The organism is Arenibacter sp. F26102, from assembly GCF_023015865.1.
Classification (GTDB): domain Bacteria; phylum Bacteroidota; class Bacteroidia; order Flavobacteriales; family Flavobacteriaceae; genus Arenibacter.
Map to the genome: position 1 here is coordinate 122,892 of NZ_JALKBC010000003.1, position 26,336 is coordinate 149,227.

Genomic DNA, 26,336 nt, shown 5'->3' on the forward strand with positions numbered 1-26,336 from the left:
TGATTGGGCAATCAAAAATACTACATTTGGTTCTTTATTCTTATGATGACACTTAACAATACGGAAATAAGACTACCTAATTCACCATTAATTGATGGTTGCATTGCTATTACTGTTATCAGCACCACTACCCCATTGGGGTAAGCTACTACATATACGTCCGTTACACAATTATATCAAAATACAGTTTTTATTATTTAATCCTATTGAACCATGAAAGTTCTAAAATTCGGTGGTACTTCGGTTGCCAACGCTAAAAATATAAGTTTAGTAAAAAATATCATCGCCAACCTTGAGTCCGAAAAAACCGTAGTAGTGGTTTCAGCCCTAGGCGGAATCACAGACCTGCTATTAAAAACCGCAGCCTTAGCTTCTTCTCAGGACCAAACCTATAAAACTATTCTTAAGGAAATAGAGGACAGGCATCTATTGACAATAAAGGAACTAATTCCCATACATTCCCAAAGCAAGGTACTAAGCAAAGTAAAAAGTGAACTCAATACACTGGAAACACTTCTTGAGGGGGCTTATTTAATAGGAGAGATCACCCCTAAACTATCTGACAAAATCGTTAGTTATGGAGAGCTGCTTTCCTCCTATATTATAAGCGAATATTTTATTGTTGAAGGAATAGACATTGGCCATGCCGATAGTAGACAACTTATAAAAACCAATTCCAATTTTGGAAAGGCGGCCGTAAAATTCGATCTAACAAACCGAAACATTACCGCTTTCATAGAGAATAGCAAGAATAGTGTTATAGTAATGGGGGGCTTTATTTCCTCTGCCGTAAATGGAGATTCCACCACTTTGGGACGAGGAGGATCCGACTATACCGCCGCAATTGTAGCCAATGCTATAAATGCTGAAGTTTTGGAAATATGGACCGATGTAAGTGGTATGTATACCGCCAATCCAAAAATAGTAAAACAAGCCATGGCCATTCCTCATATTTCCTATGAAGAAGCTATGGAACTGTCCCACTTTGGCGCCAAAGTCCTATATCCTCCTACAATACAACCAGTATTGACCAAAGGTATTTCCATAGTTATTAAAAACACCTTTGACCCAGAAGCTCCAGGTACTTTAATTACCAAGAACAAAAATGGACAAGGTAAAACCGTACGCGGCATAAGCCATGTGGAAAATATTGCACTGGTATCGCTTGAGGGTCCTGGAATGGTTGGAATCACCGGTATCTCCAAACGCTTTTTTGAAGTGCTGTCGACTGCGGGTATCAGTGTTGTAATGATCACCCAAGCTTCATCTGAACATTCCATTTGTATAGGAATCGATAATCAGGACGCTGACCATGCAGTACAGGTTATTAATGATGCTTTTGATATTGAAATTTCACTCGGTAAAATAAAACCGGTGGTTGCCGAAAAAGATCTGGCCATAATTGCATTGGTCGGTGATAACATGAAAAGCCATCAAGGCCTTAGCGGAAAGATGTTCAGTACCCTTGGCAAAAACAACGTAAATATAAGAGCCATTGCACAAGGTGCCTCCGAAAGGAATATATCGGCGGTTATCCTAAAGGAAGATGTAAAAAAAGCACTCAATACTTTACACGAAGAGTTTTTTGAAGAAAATGTAAAGCAGTTGAACCTCTTTGTTATGGGGGTAGGTAATGTAGGTGCAAAGTTCCTAAACCAAATACAATCCCAAAAGAAATATTTAAAGGAAAAGCTAAAACTTAACATCAGGGTGATTGGAATGTCCAATTCCAGGAAAATGATTTTTGATGAAGATGGAATTCCGCTTAAAAACTGGCAAGAACTCCTAAATAATGGCGAAGAAGCCAATAGGGAGCTATTTTTTGACAAGGTTAAAAAGCTTAATTACAGAAATAGCATTTTTGTGGACAATACCGCCAGTCAAGAAGTTTCAGAAACCTATAATTCCTACCTAAGAAATAGTATATCTGTTGTAACCTGTAATAAAATTGCTTGTTCGTCGCCTTATGACAACTATCAGGAATTAAAAGATCTCGCAAGACAGTACAATGCACCTTTTCTTTTCGAAACGAATGTGGGAGCAGGCTTGCCAATTATAGACACCTTAAAGCACCTAGTGGCTTCTGGGGATAAAATTCTTAAAATTCAAGCTGTGCTGTCCGGTAGTTTAAATTTTGTATTCAACAATTTTAAGGACACCACTACATTTCATGATATAGTAAAGGAAGCACAGGTGGAAGGCTATACGGAACCAGACCCCAAAATAGATTTGAGCGGGGTGGACGTTATGCGTAAAATATTAATTCTGGCAAGGGAAAGTGGATATGTCCTGAATATTGAGGATATCCAAAACAACCCTTTCCTACCCAAAGAGAGCTTGGAAACAACCAACAATGAAGATTTCTTCAAGACGTTGACCAAGCATGAGGCTTCATTTCAAGAGATGTACAAGAAGGCCGTAGACGAAGATAGCAAGTTGAAATATGTTGCACAATTCGAAGACGGTAAAGCCAGCGTAGGATTGCAGCGCATCCCTAAAGGACATGATTTTTATAATTTGGAGGGAAGCGATAATATTGTACTGTTTTACACCGAACGTTATCCCAACCAACCCATGATTATTAAAGGAGCCGGAGCAGGTGCCGATGTTACGGCATCCGGAATATTCGCCGATATTATACGCATCGGTAATTTTTAAGGAAGCGGCATAACTCTGATATTATATCGATTTAAATGAAAACTAACGAAATAAGAATTTTCTGTCCGGCTACCATAGCAAATGTTTCCTGTGGCTTTGACGTATTGGGACTTGCATTGGACTCTGTAGGTGATGAGATGGTGGTGAGGAAAACCAGTGAAAAAGGAATAAAAATAACCAAGCTCATAGGTCAGGACCTGCCCACAGAAACCTTACAAAATGTTGCTGGAGTTGCCGGTTTGGCCCTTTTGGCGGAAAGTGATCATGTTGGCGGTTTTGAGATCGAAATCTTCAAAAACATAAAGGCAGGCAGTGGTATAGGAAGTAGTGCTGCCAGTTCTGCCGGAGCAGTTTGGGCTATGAACCAATTATTGGATAGTCCTTTTAGCACTTCGGAATTGGTAAAGTTTGCCATGGAGGGCGAACGACTGGCCAGTGGAGTTGCACATGCCGATAATGTTGCCCCTGCCCTATTTGGCGGTTTTACCTTGGTGCGCAGTTACCAACCCTTGGATATTGTAAAAATACCCACACCACCGGAGTTATATGCAACTGTCATTCACCCACAAATAGAAGTAAGGACCTCGGACTCCAGGCGGATATTAAAAACATCAATTTCCTTGGAAGACGGCATAAAACAATGGGGGAACGTAGGTGGACTTATCGCTGGACTGTACACCAATGATTATGAATTGATCGGGAGGTCACTGGTAGACCATATTGTTGAACCTATCCGATCCATTCTTATTCCAGGGTTCGATAAGGTCAAGGAAGACGCTTTAAATGCCGGTGCTCTAGGCTGCGGAATCTCTGGCTCGGGCCCCTCAATATTTGCCTTGAGCAAAGGAAAGGAGATTGCCGTTAAAGTAGGCGAAGCCATGAGAAATGTGTACGAAAAAATAGGAGTTGACTATGACGTTCACGTGTCAAAAATAAATACCAAAGGAATTAAAATAATAGAAAATTGAGATACAAGTTTTGCAAGAAATTGAAAAACGGAACTTGTAAAATATATTTCACCTTAACAACAATTACTAATGAACTTTTATAGCCTTAACAAACAAGCTCCAAATGTATCTTTCAAAGATGCTGTTATAAAAGGAATTGCCCCTGATCGCGGGTTATATTTCCCTGAAAAAATTCAAGCTTTACCCAAAGATTTTTTTGATAATATAGAAGATTACACCAATCATGAAATTGCATTTTTAGCAATTCAACAATTTGTAGGTGAGAATATTCCGGAGGAAGCTTTGAAGGAAATTCTTGCAGATGTATTGGATTTTGATTTTCCCATAGTAGAAATTGAAAATGGGGTGGCCACTTTGGAACTCTTTCATGGCCCCACCCTAGCTTTTAAGGATGTAGGCGCTAGATTTATGGCGAGATGTCTGGGATATTTTTCAACCGAAAACACCAAGGATGTAACGGTATTGGTTGCCACTTCCGGAGATACGGGAGGTGCGGTAGCGAATGGATTTTTAGGAGTGGACGGGGTTAAGGTTGTAATTCTATATCCTAGCGGAAAAGTAAGCGACATACAGGAGAAACAGTTGACAACCTTAGGCAAAAACATTAAAGCGCTGGAAGTGGACGGCACTTTTGACGATTGCCAAAATATGGTAAAAACAGCGTTCTTGGACGAAGAATTGATACAGAACATGCAATTGACCTCGGCCAATAGTATCAACGTGGCCAGATGGCTTCCACAAATGTTTTACTTTTTGTTTGCCTACAAAGAGATGAAATCCAAGGGCAAAGAAATCATATTTTCCGTACCTAGCGGTAATTTTGGAAATATCTGTGCAGGTATTATGGCTCAAAGATTGGGAATGCCCTGCAATCATTTTATCGCTTCAACGAATGTGAACGATGTTGTTCCGCGTTATATGACAACAGCTACCTATGACCCTAAGGCTTCCATCGCCACTATATCAAATGCCATGGATGTTGGGGACCCCAGTAACTTTATTAGGATAAGACATTTGTACAAGGATAATTTTGAAGCGCTATCCAAAAACCTATCTTCCTATTCCTTTACCGATAAAGAGACCAAAGAGGCCATGCGCAAATTATACAACGACTACACCTATGTTGCAGATCCGCACGGTGCCGTTGGTTATTTGGGCCTAAAGAAATATCAGGAAACACATCCGGACACCTTTGGTATTTTTCTCGAAACTGCTCACCCTGTAAAATTTTTGGATGTTGTAGAAGATACCATTCGTGAAAACATAGAATTGCCGGATAGCATATTGAAAGTTATGGGCAAGAAGAAAAAGGCAATCAAAATAGCCCAATACGATGAACTAAAGGATTTTTTATTAGGTAAGTAGGTGAATCGAACCTAGTTGAATATTTTTTTACATTTGGCCAATGCTGAGGCAATTACCTGATGCATGTCGTAATACTTATACTCCGCTAGCCTACCTCCAAAAATAATATCGTCCTGTTCGGACAATGCCTTGTATTTGGAGTAAATTTCACTGTTCCTTTCATCATTAATAGGATAATAAGGTTCCTTATTACCAGACCATTCGGTGGGGTATTCTTTTGTTATTACAGTCTTTTTCTGTGTTCCAAATTCAAAATGCTTGTGCTCTAGAATACGGGTATAAGGAATGTCTGAAGCTGTATAGTTTACGACCGCATTACCCTGGTAATTTTCCATATCCAGGGTTTCATGCTTAAAATCCAGACTCCTATATTCCAGCTTACCATATCGGTAATCATAAAACTCATCAATTTTTCCAGTGAACACTACCTGATCGGCCATTGCTACCAATTCCGTTTTATCTTTAAAAAAATCGACTTCCAATCGTGTTTCGATGCCTTCCAATAAACCATTGATCAGCTTATTGTAACCCCCAATAGGTATTCCTTGGTACTTATCATTAAAATAATTATTGTCGAAGGTAAATCGCAATGGCAACCTTTTTATAATAAAAGCAGGCAGTTCTGTGGCTTTTCGCCCCCATTGTTTCTCCGTATACCCTTTGATCAACTTTTCGTAAATATCCTTACCAACCAGCGACAAGGCCTGTTCTTCCAAATTTTTTGGATTTTTCACCCCTACTTCCCTTACTTGTTCCGCAATGACAGACTTGGCTTCCTCGGGCGTCTTTACCTTCCATAACTGATAAAAGGTGTTCATATTGAAGGGCAGATTATAAAGCTCGCCCTGATAATTGGCCACTGGTGAATTGGTATACCTATTAAATTCCACAAAACTATTTACATAATCCCAAATTGCTTTGTCATTGGTATGAAAAATATGGGCTCCGTACTTATGAACATTTATACCCTCCACTTCCTCACAATAAACATTGCCTCCAAGATGCGGACGTTTATCTATAACCAGGCATTTTTTTCCCTTCTTCTTGGCCTCATGGGCAAATACGGCGCCAAAAAGTCCAGCTCCCACAATAAGGTAGTCGTATTTCATTATAGGTAGATTAGTATCCAATAGGAATAAAAAAGTAAAACTAGTGTATATTATAACGTTTACGAATTGAAATCAAAAAAAAAATCCCTTTTGGCATAACATGGTTATATTTGCAGAGCTCAAAGAACCAACCCGTAATGGCCAATTTATTTTATATCTCTCGAAATTATAAAGCTACCAACAGTGCAGCCTCCAAGCCGAAAACAGATTGTGAGCGGATCTTGGACAAGATAGGTTTCAAAAATTTAGGTTTTAAACAGACTACATACGCCAGTTCCGCCTTAGGTGCGATAATAAGTTTTTTTGGAATAACAAAGGGGGTTATCCGATTGCCAAGAAATTCTACCCTGGCCATACAATACCCTCTTAGCAAATATTACAAATACATCACTACCATAGCCGGAATAAAAAAATGTAAAATCGTTTTGATCATTCATGATGTTAAATACCTCATGGGAAAGAATAAGGATATTGCCCGGGAAATGAAAAAATTCTCATGTGCCTATGTAATCATCGTACATAACGACAACATGAAAAAATGGTTCGAGCAACAAGGGGCAACCGCCAAATTGATCCCCTTGTACATGTTCGATTATTTGGACGACAATAGTAGCTATACTGCTCCGGAACTTTCCAATAATGGCTTATTCGATGTGGTTTTCGCGGGTGGCTTGGGAATGGCAAAAAGTGCCTTCATCTATAAATTGGATGCCTTAAAAAATAATAGCTTCCATTTAAAATTATATGGTAGCGGTTTTATCAAAAACGATGTGGACCCCGCCAACACCATCATAAGTTTCGAGGGTATGTTTTCCCCGGATGACGTTGCAAAACACATAAGAGGTTCCTTCGGATTGGTTTGGAACGGGAATTCCATAGACGAATGTGCCGGACATTTTGGACAATACCTATTATACAATAATCCACATAAAACATCACTTTATTTGCTTTGCGGCTTACCAATTATTATCTGGGATAAAGCCGCGATTGCCGCCGTTATCAAGGAACGTCATTTGGGAATTTGCATTTCCTCCTTGGAGGAGTTGGATGGGAAATTAAAAAACCTGTCCCCTGAAGACTACCAACAAATGGTGAAAAATGTGGCCGAAGTTAGGAAAGAAATCATTTCTGGTGGATTTTTAAAAGCTGCCATGGCTAAGGCTCTTTTGGAGCTTTCTTAATTTACTTAAGAAAATTTATTAGTCCAGTTGTGGCAATTTAAAATTATCCAACGGGCTGGGCAGTTTCATTGCCGCCTCAATAGCCTCGGTAGTCCTAGGAGCCATTTCCGATAAATTAACAGGACCATTCTTACTTATAAGGATATCGTCCTCAATTCTTACTGCAATCCCCCACCACTTCTTATCACAGTCACTGCCCTCCGGTATATAGATTCCTGGTTCCACTGTAATTACCGTGTTTTCCCTAAAGGGCTGGTAAGTGCCTTTATCGTGAACATCAAGTCCCAAATAATGGGAAGTGCCGTGCGGAAAATATTTTCTGGCCTCTTCAGGGCTGTCTATAATCCCAAGCTTCATCAACCCTTCAGCAACAACATCAATGGCAGCCTGTCCGGGCGCCTGAAAATCAGCTCCTACCACGCTGGCCTTTATTCCTGCCTCTTGAGCGTTAAACACAATATCATAAATTTGCTTTTGTTCCTTGGAAAATTTTCCGTTTGCCGGAATGGTTCTGGTTACATCAGCGGTATAACCGTGATATTCCGCTCCCAAATCCATCAACACCAAATCGTTTCCAACCTTAGGTTTATTATTTTCAATATAATGTAGAATACAGCCATTGTTACCCCCACCAACAATGGAAGGATAGCCTTCGTATTCGGCACCATACTTCTTATAGACAAACTCATGTACTCCTTGTATTTCCATTTCGGACATATTGGGGTGCATGGCTTTCATGACTTCCAATTGACCCACTGCGGAAATCTCCACGGCCTTCTTTAACAACACCAATTCTTCCTTGGTTTTAATTTCCCTTAAGGTATTCATTATTTCCTCCAATTTGGAGCTGTTAAGATTATTGGATTGCAAATGTAGGGTTACCTTTTCCTTAATTTCTATTCGGGATTTATCATCTCTGGCATCCACAAAATCAACCAACAATTTATCGGATTTCAATTCCTCATAATAGTTCAAGTACCTCCCTAAGGTCTGGGCAACATTTGCACTGTTCTCTACTTCAGTAGATTTGATTATGCTGTACAACTGTTGTTTAGTTGCATTATAGTCAGATGGATAATTGGATTTCTCCTTAAAACTCCTGATCAAATCGAAAAGATCCGCTGCGTCATTGCCATCCCTAAAATCATTCTTAAAATCGAAAAAAAGCACATTGTCAAACATGGAAAAATTAATATCGGAGCTTAAAAATTGTTCGGCATTAAAGGCACGCTCAAAGCCCAATTTATTTTTTACCCCTTCAACCCCAAGTCGCTTTCCGTTCCATTGTTCCGCTTTTTCATCCCGTTTTTGGGCATATAGCACTTCGTCATATCCACTGCCATCATTATCCTTTTGCATTTCGGAATAAATAAGCAAAAGGGCATTAGGCTCCTTATACCCCGTTAGATAATAGAAATCCGGATCCTGATGATATATATAATCCACATCGTTTGCCCTATTCCTTACCGGAGCAGCAAAAAATACTGCAACACTATTTGGAGGCATGGCCTTACGTACTTCCTGCCGCCTTCCCTTATGAAAATCTGCAGGTAAAAAATCGTTGGGAACCTCTTGGGCCTGAAACCAAGAAGCACAAAAAAGAAAAAAAGAAAACAAAAATAAATTCCTCATGACCATGCAATAATTTAAAGTTTAAAAATAATCAATTTTAATACCAAACCAATTCACCGTTACAAATAAGGCTATAAGTAATTCTAAACACAGAAAACCTAAAGCCAATTTCAACAATCGGACCGATCCACTCGCAAAACATATAAATCCCATTTAACATTAATTTGTGCAAAACAATAAGTATATAGATTTTCACATCGATTAATTTTCGATATTTTTACCCTCTAATTAATACATATGAAAAATACAGCACTAACTAAAATTCACGAAGCCCTAGGTGCTAAAATGGTACCTTTTGCAGGATATAATATGCCAGTTTCCTATGAGGGTGTTAACATAGAGCACGAAACGGTCCGCACAGGGGTGGGCGTTTTTGATGTATCCCATATGGGTGAATTTTTAATAAGTGGGCCCAAAGCATTGGACCTCATACAAAAAGTAACTTCCAATGATGCCTCAAAATTAACCATAGGAAAGGCACAATACAGCTGTCTGCCCAACGAAAATGGTGGCATTGTAGATGATCTTATAGTCTACAAAATAAAGGAAGAACAATATTTATTGGTGGTGAACGCCTCCAACATTGATAAGGATTGGGAGCACATAAGTAAATACAATACTGACTTTGGTGCTGAAATGCGTAATATATCGGAAGGCTATTCCCTTTTGGCCATTCAGGGTCCAAAAGCTGTTGAAGCCATGCAAGCGTTGACGTCAATAGACTTAAGCGCAATTAAGTTCTACAGCTTTGAGGTGGCTGATTTTGCGGGTATTGAGCATGTAATTATTTCTGCAACCGGTTATACGGGTTCCGGCGGTTTTGAAATATACTGTAAGAATGAAGAAGTGGAGCAAATCTGGAACAGGATCTTTGAAGCTGGCGCCTCCTTTAACATAAAGCCCGTTGGACTTGCAGCTAGGGATACCTTGAGATTGGAAATGGGCTACTGTTTGTACGGTAACGATATTAACGATTCAACCTCGCCTTTAGAAGCCGGTCTTGGATGGATAACCAAATTCACCAAGGATTTTGTGAACAGCGAAGCTTTAAAAAAACAAAAGGAAGAAGGGGTTACCAAAAAACTGGTAGCTTTTGAACTGGACGAAAAGGGAATTCCGAGGCACGATTATGATATTGTGGATCAAAAAGGAATGAAAATTGGGGTAGTAACCTCTGGCACCATGTCGCCGTCCATGGGGAAGGGTATTGGTTTGGGATATGTCCCCACCACCATATCTAAAAATGGCGGTAAAATCTTTATTCAAATTAGGAAAAATATAGTTCCTGCTACCATTGTTAAACTCCCTTTTTATAAGGTTTAACAAGTGTAACGGTTGAGTTTTGCAAAAGAAGGTGATAGAATGAACAAAATACTCATTTTAGGAGCAAGCGGTTTTATAGGCAATGCCATATACAAGGAATTACATTCCTATTTTGACACCTATGGCACCTATTATTCTTCAAGAAGGAGCTTTGAAAACAATCAACAGTTTTTCCGGTATGATCTTGAAGAGGACGATGTACATGATATATTGGACCAGGTAAAACCCGATCTAATTATCTCTGCCCTAAGAGGAAATTTCCAGGCTCAGGTAATGGCACATCAACATATGGTTGAATACATTCAAAATAAGGATTGTAAATTGTACTTTATATCCTCTGCCAATGTTTTTGATGCCTATAGTAAGTATCCCTCCTATGAAAATGACAAAACTTTGTCCGAAAGTATCTATGGTCGACTCAAAATTAAAATAGAAAATATGCTACTAAGGATACCTGCTTCAAAAATGGCTATTCTTAGGGTACCCATGGTTTTTGGTAATAATTCACCACGAATCAAAGAACTAAAAAATGCCTTGACCAGTTATGAACCTATAGAAGTATTCCCCAATTTGATCATAAACGTCACCAATGACGACAAGCTGACACAGCAAATACATTACCTCATAAATCACAATAAAACTGGGATTTTTCATTTGGGAAGCGTTGACTTAATACACCATGAAGATTTTATTAAGGAAATTGTGAACAGATTGGGCAATAACCGTCCTATCTATAAGCGTGTCTTTACCACTAATGAAGACCGCTATCTGGCCGTTCTTCCCAAATCCAATAGACTCCCAAAGAACTTATTATTCAATTGTCAGGAAATAATTGACCATCATATCTTTAGCGAATAAGCCAATGGCAATTGTACTGTTTTAATTAACTTTATAAAAAATAGCGACATGAAAAAACTATCGGAAGTAGAAATAGAAAAACGATTGGAGGAATTGGATGGATGGGATTATGTTAATGGTGCCATTGAAACCTCATTTGAATTTAAAAATTTCAAGGACACTTTCTCCGTAATGACGAGAATTGCCTTTGAATGTGAATCCCAAAATCATCACCCAGATTGGAGCAATGTCTATAACTCACTAAATATACGGCTATCTACCCATGATGCGGAGGGTGTTACTGAAAGGGATTTTAAATTAGCACATAGTATTGAAGAAATTATTGTAAGCAACTAAGCCGAACACTTGCTGCAGTAGTTAAAATTATTACATTTGTCCATATTTATTATAATAAAATCAAAAAATGGGAAGAGCTTTTGAATTTAGAAAAGCACGTAAAATGAAAAGATGGTCCGCAATGTCCAAGGCCTTTACCAGAATAGGCAAAGACATTGTTATGGCGGTAAAAGAGGGTGGACCAGACCCAAGCTCCAATGCGCGCTTACGGGCAGTAATCCAAAATGCCAAGGCTGTAAACATGCCTAAGGATAATGTGGAAAGAGCTATTAAAAGAGCCTCAGACAAGAGTTTGGGCGACTTTAAGGAAGTTCTTTTTGAAGGGTATGCGCCTCATGGCATTGCCATATTGGTGGAAACGGCCACAGATAACAATACAAGGACTGTAGCGAATATCAGAAGTTACTTCAACAAATGCAACGGCAGTTTGGGAACTTCCGGTTCGGTAGAGTTTATGTTCGACCATACCTGTAACTTTAGGATTCCCGCAGAAGGCATAGACCCCGAAGAATTGGAATTGGAAATGATCGACTTCGGAGCCGAAGAAGTTTTTGCCGATGAGGATGGTATTTTAATTTATGCTCCCTTTGAAAGTTTCGGAGCTATTCAGAAAGAATTGGAAAACAGGGAGATTGAAATTCTTTCCTCCGGTTTCGAGCGTATTCCGCAGGTCACCAAAGCCCTAAGCGAGGAAGAAGCGGCCGATGTGGAAAAACTCTTGGAAAAAATAGAAGAAGATGATGATGTACAAAATGTATATCACACCATGCAGGAATAATAGTTTCCTATAATGGCATGAATAAAAAAGAGGCCCTATCATGGGCCTATTTTTTGTTTTAAATCAACCTGTTTTTATTACTTAATAACCATTTGTTTCTGAAACTGATGCCCCTCATCATCAATAGTCTTTACAATATAGGACCCAGGCTGTAAATAATTCAGTTCCAGCCCATATCCTTCCCCAAATTGGACCTCCTCGGCGTTATAAGTACGTACCAACCTTCCGATCATATCGAATACCATTATAGCCTTGACCTTTATGGGAAGTTTAAAACTTACTGTAGTGGCATTGGTTGCAGGGTTAGGAAACAAACTTAGGTCATTATAACTCTTTAGTGTTTGGGTAACTTCAATTTCACTGGAATCGCCGTAGGTGATCATCAATTGAGGTGCCAGATTTGTTTCGTCAGACGCAAAAGCCACATCATTGCCATTGCTGTGTTTTACGATAAGGGTAACTAATCCGCTGCCGGGTATTCGGACGACATCTAGATCCCAGGTCTTTTTTTGTCCTAAATTATGTATTCCCGTAATTGCACTCAGATATGTACCAACCGTTGTTGGCTTATTAGTGCCGTTAAGCCCATTCTCTGTCCAGTCAGAACTACTTCCAAGGAAAACCTCCAAAGTGCCAAAACCGGGATCGCTTGCCACCTGCATTTGCAATTGAGCTTTGGTAATTGGCCCTCGGAACGCTCCAAGATCGAACTTCATATAAACTAGTCTATTCCCTTGTTCGGCCCTTAAAATATTACCAGTAGGACTAGGATTGCTTGATCCCTGTAAAAAGGTCGCATCTATCAAATAGGCAGTAGGCCCACTATCACAATCCTCAATCAGTGGGTCCTCGGCGTCTATAAGGCCGTCACAATTATTATCGATACCATCGCAAATCTCTTGAGCTCCAGGAAATACATCTGGGTTGGTATCATCGCAATCCACATCGCTGAAAAAGGTATCGTTATCCATATCTACAGGATTATTGAAACCATTGGAATTAATTATCAGTTGTGGGGCTTGCTTGGTTTCGTCAGAGGAAAAGGCCACATCATTACCATAGGCTTGTTTAACGATAAGCGTTATTATTCCGCCACTAGGTATCCGGCCAGTGTCGAGTTCCCATATCTTTATTTGGCCCAGGTTGTGAGACCCCTTGACCAAACCCAAAGCACTACCAACCTCAGTAGGTTTATTATTGCCATTAAGGCTACTCTCCGTCCAATCAGAATTACTCCCTAGGAAGACCTCCAATGCGCCAAACCCTGGATCACTTGTCACCTGCATTTTCAATTCTGCAATGGAAACTGGCCCTTTAAAGGCCCCCAAATCGAACTTCAGGTAAACCACCCTATTCCCTTGCTCTGCCCGTAAAATAGGACCTGTAGGACTAGGATTACTTGACCCCTGCAAAAATGTCGCATCGATAAGATTGGCGGCAGCCCCAATACCACAGGCACCAATCAGCGGGTCCTCGGCGTCTATAAGGTCGTCACAATTATTATCGATACCATCACAAACCTCTAAAGCCCCTGGAAATACATTGGGGTCGGTATCATCACAATCAATATCCGCGCAATAACCATCTCCATCCTCATCCCTTATGAAAGTGCATTTTAGATTATTTGTAATGGTAAACTTTAGGGTAACAGGGATACCGGCATCACCCTGCAAACCGTCACCCGAATAGGGTGTGGCGGCAAGACTATAAATTCCCAATGGAAAAAGCTGTCCCAAATAATTCCCATCAATATCACCATAGAACGCATAGGGCGTAGCGCTCTCGGTACGACCATTGTTCAACGCTCCACTAAGTTTCAGACTAACGCTCTCCACGTCGGAGGTGGTATTTGCCCGAATATTCAAATTTAATGACGGTAAGGTGGCCACATCAATAATATCCCCATTTTTAAGGGTCATTACATCTTTGTTGTCATCTGAAGTGACCAAAGTAAAACTTGTAATGGCAAGTACCCTTGGTACGTCTACACCATTACCGTCACCTTCCGACTCCTCATACTCATCGGCATCCAAGGGGAAGGCGTCCAAAGTATCCGGGGTGCCGTCGTTATCATCATCCGTATCGGCATTGTTGCCCACACCATCGCTGTCCGTATCCATGTCCTCATTTGCATCCAAGGGGAAGGCATCCGATGTATCCGGGGTGCCGTCGTTATCATCATCCGTATCGGCATTGTTGCCCACACCATCGCTGTCCGTATCCATGTCCTCATTTGCATCCAAGGGGAAGGCATCCGATGTATCCGGGGTGCCGTCGTTATCGTCATCTTGATCCTGGTAGTTTGGCAGGCCATCATTATCACTATCTTGGTAACTTTGTGGATCGGAACAAGTGTTGTTTGTTCTAGAAGTAAAGCCTTTACGCGTTTTTTGATCCTCAAACCGCTGACATATTTCCTCTGCAGTCCATTCATCGCTACTTTGAGAATGGGCATTGGAAAAAACAATAAAAAAAAGAATGGCTACTAAATACTTTGATTTGCACTTCATAGATTATCACAATGTTACGAAAAGCCATTTCAATTTACCTTAAGATTATAACTAAATGAAACAGGTTCACAATAGTATTGTGTTGCACAATCTACCAACCATCAAGTTAGTTTAATCGATTAACAGCGAAAAATCTAGTCGTTTAAATAAGGAATAAGATTGACAGTCCGATTGGTTTTAAAAGGGGTTTTTTTGAGAAAAATTTTAACAACAGCTAAAATACGGTTATTACACTGTGATTGCTATAAGAATTAGATTAAAGGAGGATATGAGTGCTAAACTACATCCTAGAAATCATATTGTATTAAATTTAATGCTAATAACTGAAAAAATAGAAGATGATGATGATGTACAAAATGTATATCACACCATGCAGGAATAATAATTTCCTATAATGGCATGAATAAAAAAGAGGCCCTATCATGGGCCTCATTTTTATTTATGTAGTTCAGTTTTTTTCTGCTTTAATACAATTCCAATATTTGGAAATACCCAACTTTAGTGCAATCCTTCCACAGTCTCTATTTGTAGTGATTTGTTCAAGTTAAGAAACACCGTGCTGTCGTCTTCCGAGGTGGATACCGATTCAACAAAATTGTTCTGTTGGTTTCCCGTCTCTACTATAGGATTACCATACCACATCTTTCCATTGTTTACAAAAATATTATTCGTAATGGTAGTTTTGGAATCATGTTTAAAACCTCCACCAGTATTAAGAATGGTCCCTGTATTTCCCTGAAATAGGTTCCCGTCAAAAAGGGTATTATTAGCCCCAAGTGTATCCTCGCCCCAAGATGGAGTATCGCCAATCTTACTTGAAAAGGTAAACAATAAACGGCCTGTATTATTTACAAAGGTAGAATTTATAACCTGGTATCGGTTTACGCCCCTAAAACTGGCAATTTGACCATAATTCCTACTGAAGTTACATTTGTCTATTTTTACATAGCGCTCCGTTGAAAAGATTAAGTCCCTATTATTACTGAATGTTGACCCGGTTACCGTAATTCTGTTGGTATAATCACTTTCATTATCTGAAGTAAAATTTGGAGTAGACCCCCAATAGCTCCTAAAAAGGGTAGCTGTATTATTTTTGAAAATTGAATTGGAGATCGTAATGGTTGAATTGTCACCTTTGGACCAAAATGCAGTTTGATTGGAAATTCCAGTAACCACTATTTCAGAAGCTGTTACGGATGAACCGGAAACATCAAAAATAGTCCCGTTATTGTAATTGTTGGCAGAATCAGTAAAAGTGATTCCAGAAATATCCAATGTAAATCCCGATTGAATTACAAACATTCGGTACTCTCCTGCACCAGAAATAGTAATGTTATCTGCCCCGGTCCCCCTAATAACCATATTGCTAGTCACATTTGGCAGGTTGGAAGTAAGGCCAATAGTACCTTTTAACCCAGTATCAAAAATAATCTCATTGATTTTGGTATCGGCATTGGCGGTAATTATTGCATGGCGTAAAGTTCCTTCACTATTATCATCAGCAAGGGAAGATACTCTTATTCCCTCCTGTGCATAGGATACTGATAAACAGAAGACTGCAATGAGAAAATATATTATTTGAATTCTTTTCATTCTCGATGGAATTTATACTATAGTTGCTGATTTACAAATCGCTTTTCATTGTTATAAATAGACTTATACCTTGTTCATTCATAACGTATTGAGATCAAAATTAGTATTTCAATTATTGTAAAGTATTTATTATGACACCAAAGATGTGAAAGTGTTAAATATTGTTGTGAACTAGGCTATTGGTAAAGTCTTGATTTTCTTGATTCTTACCAATTCCATGCCAAACATAGGTTTTGGCCTATAAACCGAATAATAGTTTTAGTCTATTCTAGAATACCATTTTAGGGAATAATTTTTTTGTAGACTCTTCCTAGGCATATCAAGAAATGGAAAAAAAAGCCTCCAATTTAAAATAATTTTGAATAAGAAAAAGGGCTAATGTCTGTGCAATAGCCCTTTTACCAGAAGTTTACTTCTTATTTAAAACAAAAACCTCAATAAAAATTCATTTGTATTCTTGGCACTGGCCAGTTCGCTACGGGTACTTACCTCATAGGCATATCCCAATAGCAACCTTTTTTTAATGCTGATATTCACCAGTCCGGCAAATGCCCCATCTGTCCTGTAGCTACCCCCGAATTCAAAAATGTTGTCAAAGGAAATCATAGCGTTGAAATCCACGGAAACGGGTGCCCCGCTTACATAACGTCCCATGGCCGATGGCCTCAACATTAGGTTGGTGGCCGGATTCAGCATCAGCTCATACCCAGCCGTGGCGTAGACATGTGGCTTGGCCAAGGCCGCCGTTGCCACTCCGTTGTCATTATCCGCACGTTCGGTAGACAATAGCCTTGGCACTGCCATGGAAGCGTACCACTTGCCGCTCTTTAATAAAGCCCCCACCCCCACATTGGGATTGAAACGGGAGATGGAGGAGATACTGGGGTCCGAATTTACGTTATAGGTCTCCAGGCCGGAGGTGTTAACGCTGTAGGAGTTACCACCTGCCTTAAGCCCTAGGTAGAGCTCCGTTCCTTGGGACAGCTGCAGCCTATAGGAAAAGTCGATGCCCGTAAAGGTCTGGCTCTCCACAAAGGTATTGCTGTTGTAAATGGATATCCCTATCCCCAAATTCTTGCCCAGGGTGGTCCCGAAGGATACCGCCTCTGCACTGGGGGCATCCTGGACACCCGTCCATTGTTGCCTGAAACTGGCGGTCACCATGGTTTCCCCGTCCACACCTACATAGGCCGGGTTATAGGAGTTCATATGGTACATATAATTGGTGATCACCCCTTCCTGCTGGGCAAACAAGGTGCCGCCCACTAACAAAAGTGCGCCTAAAATGATCTTATTGAATATCTGCATGCTAATAATGTCTTTAGTTGAAATTAATGGTTTGGTTAACGTGAAGTGATATAAAGCCATCCGTCCTGGTCTACTTTACCGTCGCCTTCATAATCGATCTGGAAATAGTAGGATCCGGCATCCGGAAGTTGGGCTCCCATGTCTTTGTAACGGCCGTCCCAAGTATTCTGGTAGTTCCGTGCCGAGAAGACCTCTTTCCCCCATGAGTTGAACACCCTTACCAAGGAATTTGGATGGTTCTCTATGTTATGGATCATCCAGGTATCATTGATCCCGTCTCCGTTTGGCGTAAAGGATTGTGAAATATTAAGTACAACGGTATCACAGACATCACCAATACCATCGTTGTCCCTGTCTTCCTGACCTGGGTTGTGCACTGCCGGGCAGTTGTCCAATGAATCCTGAACACCATCATCATCAGCATCCTTCTGGGAATCTGCACAGCCTATGGCATCCACGCTTTCACCGGATGGGGTATTGGGACATTCGTCCTGGTCATCATTTACACCGTCGTTGTCCGAATCCTTTTGCGAAGGAGTACAGCCATAAGCGTCCACTGCTTCATCTTCTGGGGAAGCGGGACATTGGTCCTCTGCATCGTTAACCCCATCAAAATCACTATCCTTTTGGGAATCCGAACATCCATTGGCATCAGCAGACTCTCCAGCGGGAGTGGAGGGACAATCGTCTATCTCATTGTTGACTCCATCACCGTCAGCATCTTTTTGAGAAGCGGAACAGCCGGTACTATCTGCAATTTCTTCCGAAGGAGTATTGGCACAAGAATCAACATTATCCATAACACCATCGTTGTCGGCATCCTTTTGAGAATCAGAACATCCATTGGCATCTACAGTTTCCCCTGTTGGTGTGTTCCCACACGTATCTACATCGTCCATGATACCATCGTTATCACTGTCCTTTTGACTGTCCGAGCAACCATTGGCATCTACAGTTTCTCCGCTTAGTGTATCGGCGCATTTATCGGCATCATCCATAATACCATCGGTATCACTGTCTTTTTGACTATCCGAACAACCATTGCTATCTACAGTTTCTCCACTTGGAGTATTGGCACAGATATCAACATCGTCCATAACACCGTCGTTATCGCTATCCTTTTGACTATCCGAACAACCATTGCTATCTACTATTTCTCCACTTGGAGTATTGGCACAGATATCAACATCGTCCATAACACCGTCGTTATCACTATCCTTTTGACTATCCGAACAACCATTGCTATCTACTGTTTCTCCACCTGGAGTATTGGCACAGATATCAACATCGTCCATAACACCATCGTTATCACTGTCCTTTTGACTATCCGAGCAACCATCGCTATCCACTGTTTCTCCACTTGGGGTATTGGCACAGGTATCTACATCGTCCATAACACCGTCGTTATCGCTATCCTTTTGACTATCCGAACAACCATCGCTATCCACTGTTTCTCCACTTGGAGTATCGGCACAGGTATCTACATCGTCCATGACACCATCATTGTCATTGTCCTTTTGGCTATCCGAGCAACCATTACTATCTACTGTTTCTCCACTTGGAGTATTGGCACAGGTATCTACATCGTCCATAACACCGTCGTTATCGCTATCCTTTTGACTATCCGAACAACCATCGCTATCCACTGTTTCTCCACTTGGAGTATCGGCACAGGTATCTACATCGTCCATGACACCATCATTGTCACTGTCCTTTTGGCTATCCGAACATCCGTTGGCATCTACAGACTCCCCACTGGGGGTACTTGGACATAAATCAAGGGAATCATGTATACCGTCCTGATCCGTATCTAAAAAAGGCTTTTCAAATACTATATTTCCCAAAAAATCACTGGAAGAAGTAGATATAGTACTTATATTCCCTGAAGTTAGATCAACATGTTTTAAAACATTGGAGGACACAACATACAAGAATGATCCCGTTGGATCAATTTCCATATGGCTTACAGAACCAGTACTGTAGGTATCTGTAGAAAGTAAGTGAGCATTCGTACTAAGATTTCTTTCTATTACCTTTACTCCAGCCCCTGTTCCTACATAAATTTTAGAACCGTCATTATTTGAAACTACATCAACAGCTCCTCCAACATTAATATAATCGATTACTGAGTTGGTATCTGTATTTATAATTGCTATATCTGATGAATGATTGGAGTTTTCTACCCCATATATATCTGTCATCAATGAAGGATCATTTGCACAACTACTATAACCCCAACTTGTATTACATACATAAACAAAATTATTATCGGAACTAATATTTAACCTTGTTGCTCCAGAAATACCCGAATGAATTTTAATTTCGCTTCCTGTTGAAGTGTCATAAACGGACACTCCTTTTTTTCGAGGATCCAAATTTGCCACATATAGTTTCGTTCCAGAAGAATTAATTGCTAATCTAACGCTTTGATATGCTTCATTAGGATTTGTAGCATTACAAGTTCCCGTATTCCTGCTCACAAAATTTGTACTCAATTGTGAGTTAACATCATAAATATTAACACTATATGCGGCTGCCGTATAAATCTTGTTTCCGGAGGGCGAGGATACAATACCACTTTTACCAGAAAAATTGCTGATATTTCCTATTATAGAATTACCTGATAAATCTATAATTTTAGTCCCACCGCCGCAATTATAACAATCTTGAAAAAGATATTTATTATCATTACTGACACCAATCGTTCTTTCGTTGTTACGCCAATTTGTATCCCCAGAAATTGGGCCTATAGTTCCGGACAAAGTATGGGTTTCGGTATTGATGATTTGAATATTACCCCCTTTCAATGCAGAAACGTAAGCTCTGTTTTGTGAAAACAACGCTAAAGGAGTGAATAGTAAGAAAAATACAATTTTGATAAAGCTTTGGTTATTCATATTTGAGAGGGTTGATTTCTATTTAAATTATGTAGTCTATTTCCTAAATATTAACAATTCAATACTCATAGAATAGATAGACAAGAATGACGTCAAAAGTAGTATTATACCGATATAACGTATAGGAGATTAGAGCCAATGATGTATAAACATTAAATTATGTTGTGAAATATCCTTTTAGTGTAGTCGCAATTGTATGTAGGAAAATTATTCACCTACAATTACCCAACAATCAGGCTATTTTAGTACTTAACTATTGCCTTGATCTAAGAATTACGTTTAAAATTTAAGTAAAAATAGGTTCTGCGAAGAAATTTGATAAGATAATAGAGGAAGGTGTAGGGACAAAATTAAATCGAATAATCTGTAAGAAATCAAACTTCGGAGATCTAAAAACTATTCTCGGAAATCTTGCCCACCACTCCTTTAAAGAATGCCTTATAAGTTGTAAAATCCTGTTCCTTGTCGTCTGTAGGATATTGTGGTTTAGATATTTTGATCTGCTTTTTCCCGAAGTCGAACGCCACCAAAACAATGGGAACCTTGGCCGCTTTGGCTATATAATAGAAACCCGTTTTCCATTCCGTAACTTTTTTTCTTGTGCCTTCCGGGGAAAGCGCCAATCTGAACTTTTTATTCTGCTCAAATATTTTGACCGTGGCACCAACGGTATCCATATTTTTACTTCTATCTATGGGGGCTCCACCCATCCAGCGAAAATACCAGCCGAATGGCGGTTTAAAAAGTGCTTTCTTTCCAATAAAATGAATATCCTCGTTCAACACACGTCGAATCAGAAGTCCCAAGAAAAAATCGACCCAGCTCGTATGTGGCACCACTATAACAACGCATTTGTCCAATTGTGGGAAGGAGCCGATTAGCTTCCATCCCAAAATTTTAAAATATATAAATTTTGCAAGTGCATGCATAAACCATCAATTGTTTAAAATGTTAAGACCACAGATAGCCTTTATTTAAAAAGAACCATTTTACCATTTCTAACCTAACCCTCAAAGAAATCAAGTTCGAAATTGGCATTAACAACCAGATTCAGAATGTTCGGAAATATTATATTTTTTGATAAATAGATTTCAATTTTTCGGGGGTTATAATATTTCGCCATTCACTTCCCAATGCATTTTCCCATAGGGGAACAAGGCCTAAAGCTACATTGATCATAATATCAAAATCGTTATTGGTCAGTCCGCTGCAGATGCCTTTTGGAAGTTGGATATTGTGTTTTTGCTTCATTTCATTAAAAAGTTCAACCCCCTCTGGATAAAATTCTTCTAAATGCTGAAAAACCAAACAATTCCCAATACCATGTCTAACCCCTAATAAATAGGACAAGCCGTAGCTCATGGCATGGGCAACCCCAACTTGTGAATACGCTATACTCATACCTCCATGCCAGGAAGCCATCATTAATTTATTTCTGGCATCATCTTCGGTCAAATCTCCCAAATATACTTCTTTGCATAATTCCAGTGACTTTTCCCCATAGCTTTGGCTAAAGGCATTTAAAAATGTGCCATTTAGTGATTCTATGCAATGAATAAAACAATCCATACCTGTGTAAAACCATTGCTCCTTAGGAACCCCTTGTGTTAAATCGGGATCCATAAGGACTTGGTCAAAAGTGGTATAATCCGAGTTAATCCCAAGTTTTTTCTCGGGACCCAATAATACCGTGGTTCTGGAAACCTCTGCTCCCGTACCACTGATTGTTGGAATACCTACATGATATATAGAGGGTTTTTTTACCAAATCCCAACCTTGATACTCATATGCATTTCCCCTATTGGTCAACATGATTGCCACAGCTTTTGCCAGGTCCAATAAAGTACCACCACCAATACCTATAATTCCAGAAGGCAGTTCGGCAAAATCATTTTTGATTTTATTTATCAATACGTCTACTTGGTCTGTCTTGGGCTCCTCATCGGCTGATATAAAAATTATCTGATCGTTAAATATCAAAGGTATTCTAGAAACTAGTTCCGAACCTTCAAAAACATCATCGACCAAAAAGATAAAAGGTGCCTCGGAATGAATCCTTTTGGGCATCAAAATCTCCCCCAATTGTACAAAGCATCCGGCGCCAAAAATGACTCGGGGTACCATAGGAAAATTCTTGTAGTTCGTCATCAATCCAGGGTGGTTAACTGTTGTATTGTTATTTTTACTCTTTACGTTCATAAACTTATTTAAGATACTCCAATAAATCCGAGATAGTGTTCAAGGTTAGATGATCATTATTGTGTTCCTCCAAATTCACTTCTTCATGTTGCCATGTCGTGTGAAATGGAATATGGACCGCCTTTGCCCCAATATTTATAATTGGCAATACATCTGATTTTAATGAATTTCCAATCATCAGGAACTCCTCTACGGGAATTTCCAAATGATTCAATAGATTCTTATAATTTTCCTCCTTTTTATCACTAAGCACTTCCACATGATGAAAATATTTGGACAAACCGGACTTTTCCAATTTTCTTTCCTGATCCAACAAATCACCTTTGGTCAATACTATCAAGCGATATTTATCCTTTAATTTTTCGAGCACTTCCTCTACACCATCCAATAACTCAACCGGGTGCAATAACATTTCCTTTCCTAAATTCAAAATATCCGTAATCCTTGTTTGAGAAATCCTATTGTTGGACAAATCCAAAGCAGACTCTATCATAGATAACATAAATCCCTTTACTCCATAACCATATAAATCAAGGTTCTTAATCTCTGTTTTAAAAAGTTCCTGATCTATTTGGTTTTTGGTCTCATAACTATCCAAAAGGCTGGCAAATTTTTCTTCAGCATTCCTAAAGTACGTTTCATTTACCCAAAGGGTATCATCGGCATCAAAACCAACCACCTTAATATTCTTGAAATCTATTTCCATACCTTTTTAGCTTTTTCCAAATCTTCGGGCGTGTCTATTTCTATACCGCTTACGTTGGTTTCTACCATCTTGATTTTTTTTCCGTATTCCAGATAACGAATTGCTTCTATTTTTTCCGTAGCTTCCAATATAAGCATGGGCAATCTCTGGAAATCCATGAGTGCACTTTTTCTAAAGGCATAGATTCCTTTATGTTTAAAATAAGGAATGTCCAATTCCCTTGACCTAGGGTATGGAATTGGGGCACGTGAAAAATAAAGGGCAAAATTCTGATTATCAACAATCACCTTTACCGTGTTGGGGTCATTGATCTCTACCCAATCTGAGATTCTCGTCATTAAAGATGCTAAATCTATTTCTTTATTAACATCATCTTTAAAAACTTCTATTACGCTGGCAAGACTTTCCCTGTCCGTAAAAGGTTCATCCCCTTGAACATTAACAATAATATCAACATCCATGTCCTCCACAGCCTCGGCAATCCGATCACTTCCACATTCATGTTGCTTTATACTCATGATGGCCTTTCCACCCACCTTTTTAATAGTATCATATATAGTGGTACTATCCGTAACTACATACACTTCTTGAAACAAGCCAGTATTTACGGCTGCCTCATATGTTCTTTGTATTACAGGCTTCCCCTGTAAGTCTTGCATAAGCTTACCTGGAAATCTTGAGGCAGCGTAACGCGCCGGTATCATTGCAATGATTTTCATATGTGGATATTTATTATTTTTTAACTGTCATATGTAATACGCATATCTTCATTGATTTTGCGACCAGTTTTGGTCATGCTCATTTCACACGAAAATTATTTAAGATTAATTTGGATTATGTTTTAGGTCTAAGTTTTTTATATATCCTAAAAATGACAATGAATATTATAATTACCAAAAAAGCTGCCAGGATGGGTGCGAAAATTGACGCAGTAGCCACCACGGCGGCAGTACCCGTTTCCACCAGACCAATTACTGGATTAGCCGTTCCACCTGTTGTAGCAGTAGATGCCAATCTACCAGTAGCGGAAGCTCCCTTTATGGCTGTTGCTGTTCCACCACCGGCAATTATAGCCAAGGTCCAAGTAATTAGGGGATCTAAATTGGATGCAGTTGAAACCATTACTGCGGTTCCTGCCAAAGCGGCCATAGGTATGGCAACACTATCCAATATATTATCTAGCCAGGGGATAAAGTAAGCAAAAATTTCAACTATGGTTGCTACTCCTAGAACTATTAGAGCTGTGAAACTTCCGACCCATTGCCAATTTTCATTCAATTCCCACACATTAAAATAAGCGGCCAAACTTAAAAAAAACAATGGCAAAAAAATTCTAAATCCCACAGATGCAGCTAGCCCGACACCCAAAAATATGCTTAAAATAGTCTCAAAAGCCATATTCCTATTTTATAATGCGAAATTAGACTATTCCTAATCAACAAAAAAATCGTTCTTAAAGCCTATAAGGTACAATTTATGCTTTGCCCTGGTCACTGCAGTATACAACCAACGAAGGTACTCCCTGTCTATTCCGTTCGGCAAATAAGGTTGTTCGACAAACACGGTATTCCACTGCCCCCCTTGTGACTTATGACAGGTGATGGCGTATGAGAATTTAACCTGAAGTGCATTGAAAAATTTATTGTTCTTTACTGCCAGAAATTTCTTGTATTTAGATTTCTCATCGGCATAGTCCCTCATAACTTCCTGATAAAGCCGGTTGCCATCATCATAGGATAAGGATGGGGTTTCTGCCATTATGGTATCCAATAGGAGCACTGTTTCAAAAGGTTTTTGGTTGGGATAATCAACCATTTTAACCTTTACTTCGGCAAATTTAAAGCCGTACAATTCTTTTATTGAAAAAATCTCCAACACTTCAATGATATCCCCATTGGCTATAAAACCGGCCTCAGAGGTAGGCTTCAACCAAAAATAGTTGTTCTTCACCACCATCATATAATCGCCTACCGCCAGCTCATTTTCAAGGTATAGAATTCTATTCCTAATGTTTTCGTTATATAAATTCGCCCTCTTGTTGGACCTGACGATAATGGCGGTTTCCTCCTTGCCATTTTGCGAATAGGACTCGTCTATAGCTTCCTGTATATCATTCCCATCCACTAATCGAACAATATCACTATACTGACTTACTGAAAATTTAAAATCATCGTAAAATTCACCCTGAAGCTGTTCGCGCAAATTAGTGGCATTTACCAAAATTCCAGAATCCTCGGCCTGTCTAACCACCTCATCCAACTCCAACTTTATTACTTCCTTATTATAATTCAAGGACAATTGATTCTCGTCCAAGGCCGGACTAATATTTAAATGTACAGGAGGAAGCTGAGCCGTATCACCAATTAAGATCAACTTACAATTGTGTCCTGAATAAACAAACATCAATAAATCGTCCAAAAGAGACCCATTCTCAAATGACTTGGAATCTGCAGGAGTATCCGGAATCATTGAGGCCTCATCCACAATAAAGATTGTATTTCTATGCTTGTTGGGCGACAATACGAACTGCACCCCGCCACCACTCTGTTTTTTTGGGAAATAAATTTTTCTGTGAATTGTAAAAGCCTGTGTTCCAGAGTAATTGGACATCACCTTGGCTGCCCTACCTGTGGGGGCCATTAAAACGGCCTTCATAGTGGTTTTCCAGAGATTCGTTACAATGGTGCCGACAATGGTTGTCTTTCCTGTACCAGCAAAACCCTTTAACATGAAAACACTATCCTTTTCCTTGGATAAAACAAAACTTGCAAGTTTCTCCAAAGCCACTGACTGCTTGGCAGTTGGATCATGCGGAAATTTGTCTTTGAGCAGTTTAAAAAAAGTAGCGTCAGTTATAGAAGTCATAGGTCATCAAAGATAATCAGTATTTTTAAGGTCAAATACTTTTACCATTA

General features: G+C 39.5%; 20 protein-coding genes. 8 read left to right on the forward strand and 12 right to left on the reverse strand.

What is annotated here, in order from left to right; translation table 11 throughout:
- Positions 1 to 213 precede the first annotated feature (213 nt).
- The 3 genes from thrA (at position 214) to thrC (ending at position 4,991) form a co-directional block, all read left to right on the forward strand.
- A complete protein-coding gene (gene thrA, locus MWU78_RS04740; protein ID WP_246995488.1) occupies positions 214 to 2,658 on the forward strand; it encodes a bifunctional aspartate kinase/homoserine dehydrogenase I in 2,445 nt (814 codons plus the stop codon).
- A gap of 35 nt (positions 2,659 to 2,693) precedes the next feature.
- Positions 2,694 to 3,626, forward strand: coding sequence for a homoserine kinase (locus tag MWU78_RS04745; protein ID WP_246995490.1), 933 nt, complete (start codon positions 2,694 to 2,696; stop codon positions 3,624 to 3,626).
- Positions 3,627 to 3,695: 69 nt separating this feature from the next.
- A complete protein-coding gene (thrC, locus tag MWU78_RS04750) occupies positions 3,696 to 4,991 on the forward strand; it encodes a threonine synthase (protein WP_246995492.1) in 1,296 nt (431 codons plus the stop codon).
- A gap of 11 nt (positions 4,992 to 5,002) precedes the next feature.
- Here thrC and glf read toward each other — a convergent pair whose 3' ends face one another.
- A complete protein-coding gene (gene glf / locus MWU78_RS04755) occupies positions 5,003 to 6,100 on the reverse strand; it encodes a UDP-galactopyranose mutase (RefSeq protein WP_246995494.1) in 1,098 nt (365 codons plus the stop codon).
- Positions 6,101 to 6,237: 137 nt separating this feature from the next.
- On the opposite strand from glf, the gene MWU78_RS04760 reads away from it, so the two are divergent.
- Positions 6,238 to 7,281 carry a beta-1,6-galactofuranosyltransferase gene (locus tag MWU78_RS04760; RefSeq protein WP_246995496.1) on the forward strand — a complete coding sequence of 348 codons (1,044 nt, stop codon included), beginning with the start codon at positions 6,238 to 6,240 and terminating at the stop codon, positions 7,279 to 7,281.
- 18 nt (positions 7,282 to 7,299) lie between these two features.
- Here the strand turns inward: MWU78_RS04760 and MWU78_RS04765 are convergent, their stop codons facing one another.
- Positions 7,300 to 8,913, reverse strand: a complete 1,614-nt coding sequence (locus tag MWU78_RS04765) for an aminopeptidase P N-terminal domain-containing protein (protein WP_246995498.1) — start codon at positions 8,911 to 8,913, stop codon at positions 7,300 to 7,302.
- A gap of 237 nt (positions 8,914 to 9,150) precedes the next feature.
- On the opposite strand from MWU78_RS04765, the gene gcvT reads away from it, so the two are divergent.
- The 4 genes from gcvT (at position 9,151) to MWU78_RS04785 (ending at position 12,208) form a co-directional block, all read left to right on the forward strand.
- Positions 9,151 to 10,236: a glycine cleavage system aminomethyltransferase GcvT gene (gcvT, locus tag MWU78_RS04770; RefSeq protein WP_246995500.1), complete on the forward strand. Its 1,086-nt coding sequence runs from the start codon at positions 9,151 to 9,153 to the stop codon at positions 10,234 to 10,236.
- A 39-nt stretch (positions 10,237 to 10,275) separates the two neighbouring features.
- Positions 10,276 to 11,094 (forward strand): sugar nucleotide-binding protein, encoded by an 819-nt coding sequence (locus tag MWU78_RS04775; RefSeq protein ID WP_246995502.1) that lies wholly within the window; start codon positions 10,276 to 10,278, stop codon positions 11,092 to 11,094.
- Positions 11,095 to 11,142: 48 nt separating this feature from the next.
- Positions 11,143 to 11,430 carry a 4a-hydroxytetrahydrobiopterin dehydratase gene (locus tag MWU78_RS04780; RefSeq protein WP_246995504.1) on the forward strand — a complete coding sequence of 96 codons (288 nt, stop codon included), beginning with the start codon at positions 11,143 to 11,145 and terminating at the stop codon, positions 11,428 to 11,430.
- Positions 11,431 to 11,497: 67 nt separating this feature from the next.
- A complete protein-coding gene (locus MWU78_RS04785) occupies positions 11,498 to 12,208 on the forward strand; it encodes a YebC/PmpR family DNA-binding transcriptional regulator (protein ID WP_246995506.1) in 711 nt (236 codons plus the stop codon).
- 77 nt (positions 12,209 to 12,285) lie between these two features.
- Here the strand turns inward: MWU78_RS04785 and MWU78_RS04790 are convergent, their stop codons facing one another.
- The 10 genes from MWU78_RS04790 to MWU78_RS04860 form a co-directional block, all read right to left on the reverse strand.
- Entirely contained in the window at positions 12,286 to 14,718 is a 2,433-nt protein-coding gene (locus MWU78_RS04790; RefSeq protein WP_246995508.1) for a MopE-related protein, read from the reverse strand.
- Between the two features lie 498 nt (positions 14,719 to 15,216).
- Positions 15,217 to 16,311 carry a hypothetical protein gene (locus MWU78_RS04795; RefSeq protein ID WP_246995510.1) on the reverse strand — a complete coding sequence of 365 codons (1,095 nt, stop codon included), beginning with the start codon at positions 16,309 to 16,311 and terminating at the stop codon, positions 15,217 to 15,219.
- A gap of 420 nt (positions 16,312 to 16,731) precedes the next feature.
- A complete protein-coding gene (locus MWU78_RS04800) occupies positions 16,732 to 17,619 on the reverse strand; it encodes a type IX secretion system membrane protein PorP/SprF (protein ID WP_246995511.1) in 888 nt (295 codons plus the stop codon).
- Positions 17,620 to 17,654: 35 nt separating this feature from the next.
- Positions 17,655 to 20,516 (reverse strand): thrombospondin type 3 repeat-containing protein, encoded by a 2,862-nt coding sequence (locus tag MWU78_RS22375; protein ID WP_281503796.1) that lies wholly within the window; start codon positions 20,514 to 20,516, stop codon positions 17,655 to 17,657.
- Positions 20,517 to 20,905: 389 nt separating this feature from the next.
- On the reverse strand, positions 20,906 to 21,445 hold the full coding sequence (locus MWU78_RS04835; protein WP_246995513.1) for a 1-acyl-sn-glycerol-3-phosphate acyltransferase: 540 nt from the start codon (positions 21,443 to 21,445) through the stop codon (positions 20,906 to 20,908).
- A 139-nt stretch (positions 21,446 to 21,584) separates the two neighbouring features.
- A complete protein-coding gene (locus tag MWU78_RS04840) occupies positions 21,585 to 22,715 on the reverse strand; it encodes an iron-containing alcohol dehydrogenase family protein (RefSeq protein WP_246995515.1) in 1,131 nt (376 codons plus the stop codon).
- 4 nt (positions 22,716 to 22,719) lie between these two features.
- On the reverse strand, positions 22,720 to 23,421 hold the full coding sequence (locus tag MWU78_RS04845; RefSeq protein ID WP_246995517.1) for an HAD family hydrolase: 702 nt from the start codon (positions 23,419 to 23,421) through the stop codon (positions 22,720 to 22,722).
- Positions 23,412 to 24,140: a 3-deoxy-manno-octulosonate cytidylyltransferase gene (gene kdsB / locus MWU78_RS04850; protein ID WP_246995519.1), complete on the reverse strand. Its 729-nt coding sequence runs from the start codon at positions 24,138 to 24,140 to the stop codon at positions 23,412 to 23,414. The genes MWU78_RS04845 and kdsB overlap by 10 nt, the downstream gene beginning before the upstream one ends.
- 115 nt (positions 24,141 to 24,255) lie before the next feature.
- Entirely contained in the window at positions 24,256 to 24,819 is a 564-nt protein-coding gene (locus tag MWU78_RS04855) for a DUF4126 domain-containing protein (protein WP_246995521.1), read from the reverse strand.
- Positions 24,820 to 24,852: 33 nt separating this feature from the next.
- Positions 24,853 to 26,286 (reverse strand): ATP-binding domain-containing protein, encoded by a 1,434-nt coding sequence (locus MWU78_RS04860; protein WP_246995523.1) that lies wholly within the window; start codon positions 26,284 to 26,286, stop codon positions 24,853 to 24,855.
- Between the last annotated feature and the right edge of the window lie 50 nt (positions 26,287 to 26,336).

Excerpts from the sequence above, each read along its gene's own strand:
- thrA (WP_246995488.1), top strand. The coding sequence starts at position 214 with ATGAAAGTTCTAAAATTCGGTGGTACTTCGGTTGCCAACGCTAAAAAT.
- MWU78_RS04745 (WP_246995490.1), top strand. The coding sequence starts at position 2,694 with ATGAAAACTAACGAAATAAGAATTTTCTGTCCGGCTACCATAGCAAAT.
- thrC (WP_246995492.1), top strand. The coding sequence starts at position 3,696 with ATGAACTTTTATAGCCTTAACAAACAAGCTCCAAATGTATCTTTCAAA.
- glf (WP_246995494.1), bottom strand. The coding sequence starts at position 6,100 with ATGAAATACGACTACCTTATTGTGGGAGCTGGACTTTTTGGCGCCGTA.
- MWU78_RS04760 (WP_246995496.1), top strand. The coding sequence starts at position 6,238 with ATGGCCAATTTATTTTATATCTCTCGAAATTATAAAGCTACCAACAGT.
- MWU78_RS04765 (WP_246995498.1), bottom strand. The coding sequence starts at position 8,913 with ATGAGGAATTTATTTTTGTTTTCTTTTTTTCTTTTTTGTGCTTCTTGG.
- gcvT (WP_246995500.1), top strand. The coding sequence starts at position 9,151 with ATGAAAAATACAGCACTAACTAAAATTCACGAAGCCCTAGGTGCTAAA.
- MWU78_RS04775 (WP_246995502.1), top strand. The coding sequence starts at position 10,276 with ATGAACAAAATACTCATTTTAGGAGCAAGCGGTTTTATAGGCAATGCC.
- MWU78_RS04780 (WP_246995504.1), top strand. The coding sequence starts at position 11,143 with ATGAAAAAACTATCGGAAGTAGAAATAGAAAAACGATTGGAGGAATTG.
- MWU78_RS04785 (WP_246995506.1), top strand. The coding sequence starts at position 11,498 with ATGGGAAGAGCTTTTGAATTTAGAAAAGCACGTAAAATGAAAAGATGG.
- MWU78_RS04790 (WP_246995508.1), bottom strand. The coding sequence starts at position 14,718 with ATGAAGTGCAAATCAAAGTATTTAGTAGCCATTCTTTTTTTTATTGTT.
- MWU78_RS04795 (WP_246995510.1), bottom strand. The coding sequence starts at position 16,311 with ATGAAAAGAATTCAAATAATATATTTTCTCATTGCAGTCTTCTGTTTA.
- MWU78_RS04800 (WP_246995511.1), bottom strand. The coding sequence starts at position 17,619 with ATGCAGATATTCAATAAGATCATTTTAGGCGCACTTTTGTTAGTGGGC.
- MWU78_RS22375 (WP_281503796.1), bottom strand. The coding sequence starts at position 20,516 with ATGAATAACCAAAGCTTTATCAAAATTGTATTTTTCTTACTATTCACT.
- MWU78_RS04835 (WP_246995513.1), bottom strand. The coding sequence starts at position 21,445 with ATGCATGCACTTGCAAAATTTATATATTTTAAAATTTTGGGATGGAAG.
- MWU78_RS04840 (WP_246995515.1), bottom strand. The coding sequence starts at position 22,715 with ATGAACGTAAAGAGTAAAAATAACAATACAACAGTTAACCACCCTGGA.
- MWU78_RS04845 (WP_246995517.1), bottom strand. The coding sequence starts at position 23,421 with ATGGAAATAGATTTCAAGAATATTAAGGTGGTTGGTTTTGATGCCGAT.
- kdsB (WP_246995519.1), bottom strand. The coding sequence starts at position 24,140 with ATGAAAATCATTGCAATGATACCGGCGCGTTACGCTGCCTCAAGATTT.
- MWU78_RS04855 (WP_246995521.1), bottom strand. The coding sequence starts at position 24,819 with ATGGCTTTTGAGACTATTTTAAGCATATTTTTGGGTGTCGGGCTAGCT.
- MWU78_RS04860 (WP_246995523.1), bottom strand. The coding sequence starts at position 26,286 with ATGACTTCTATAACTGACGCTACTTTTTTTAAACTGCTCAAAGACAAA.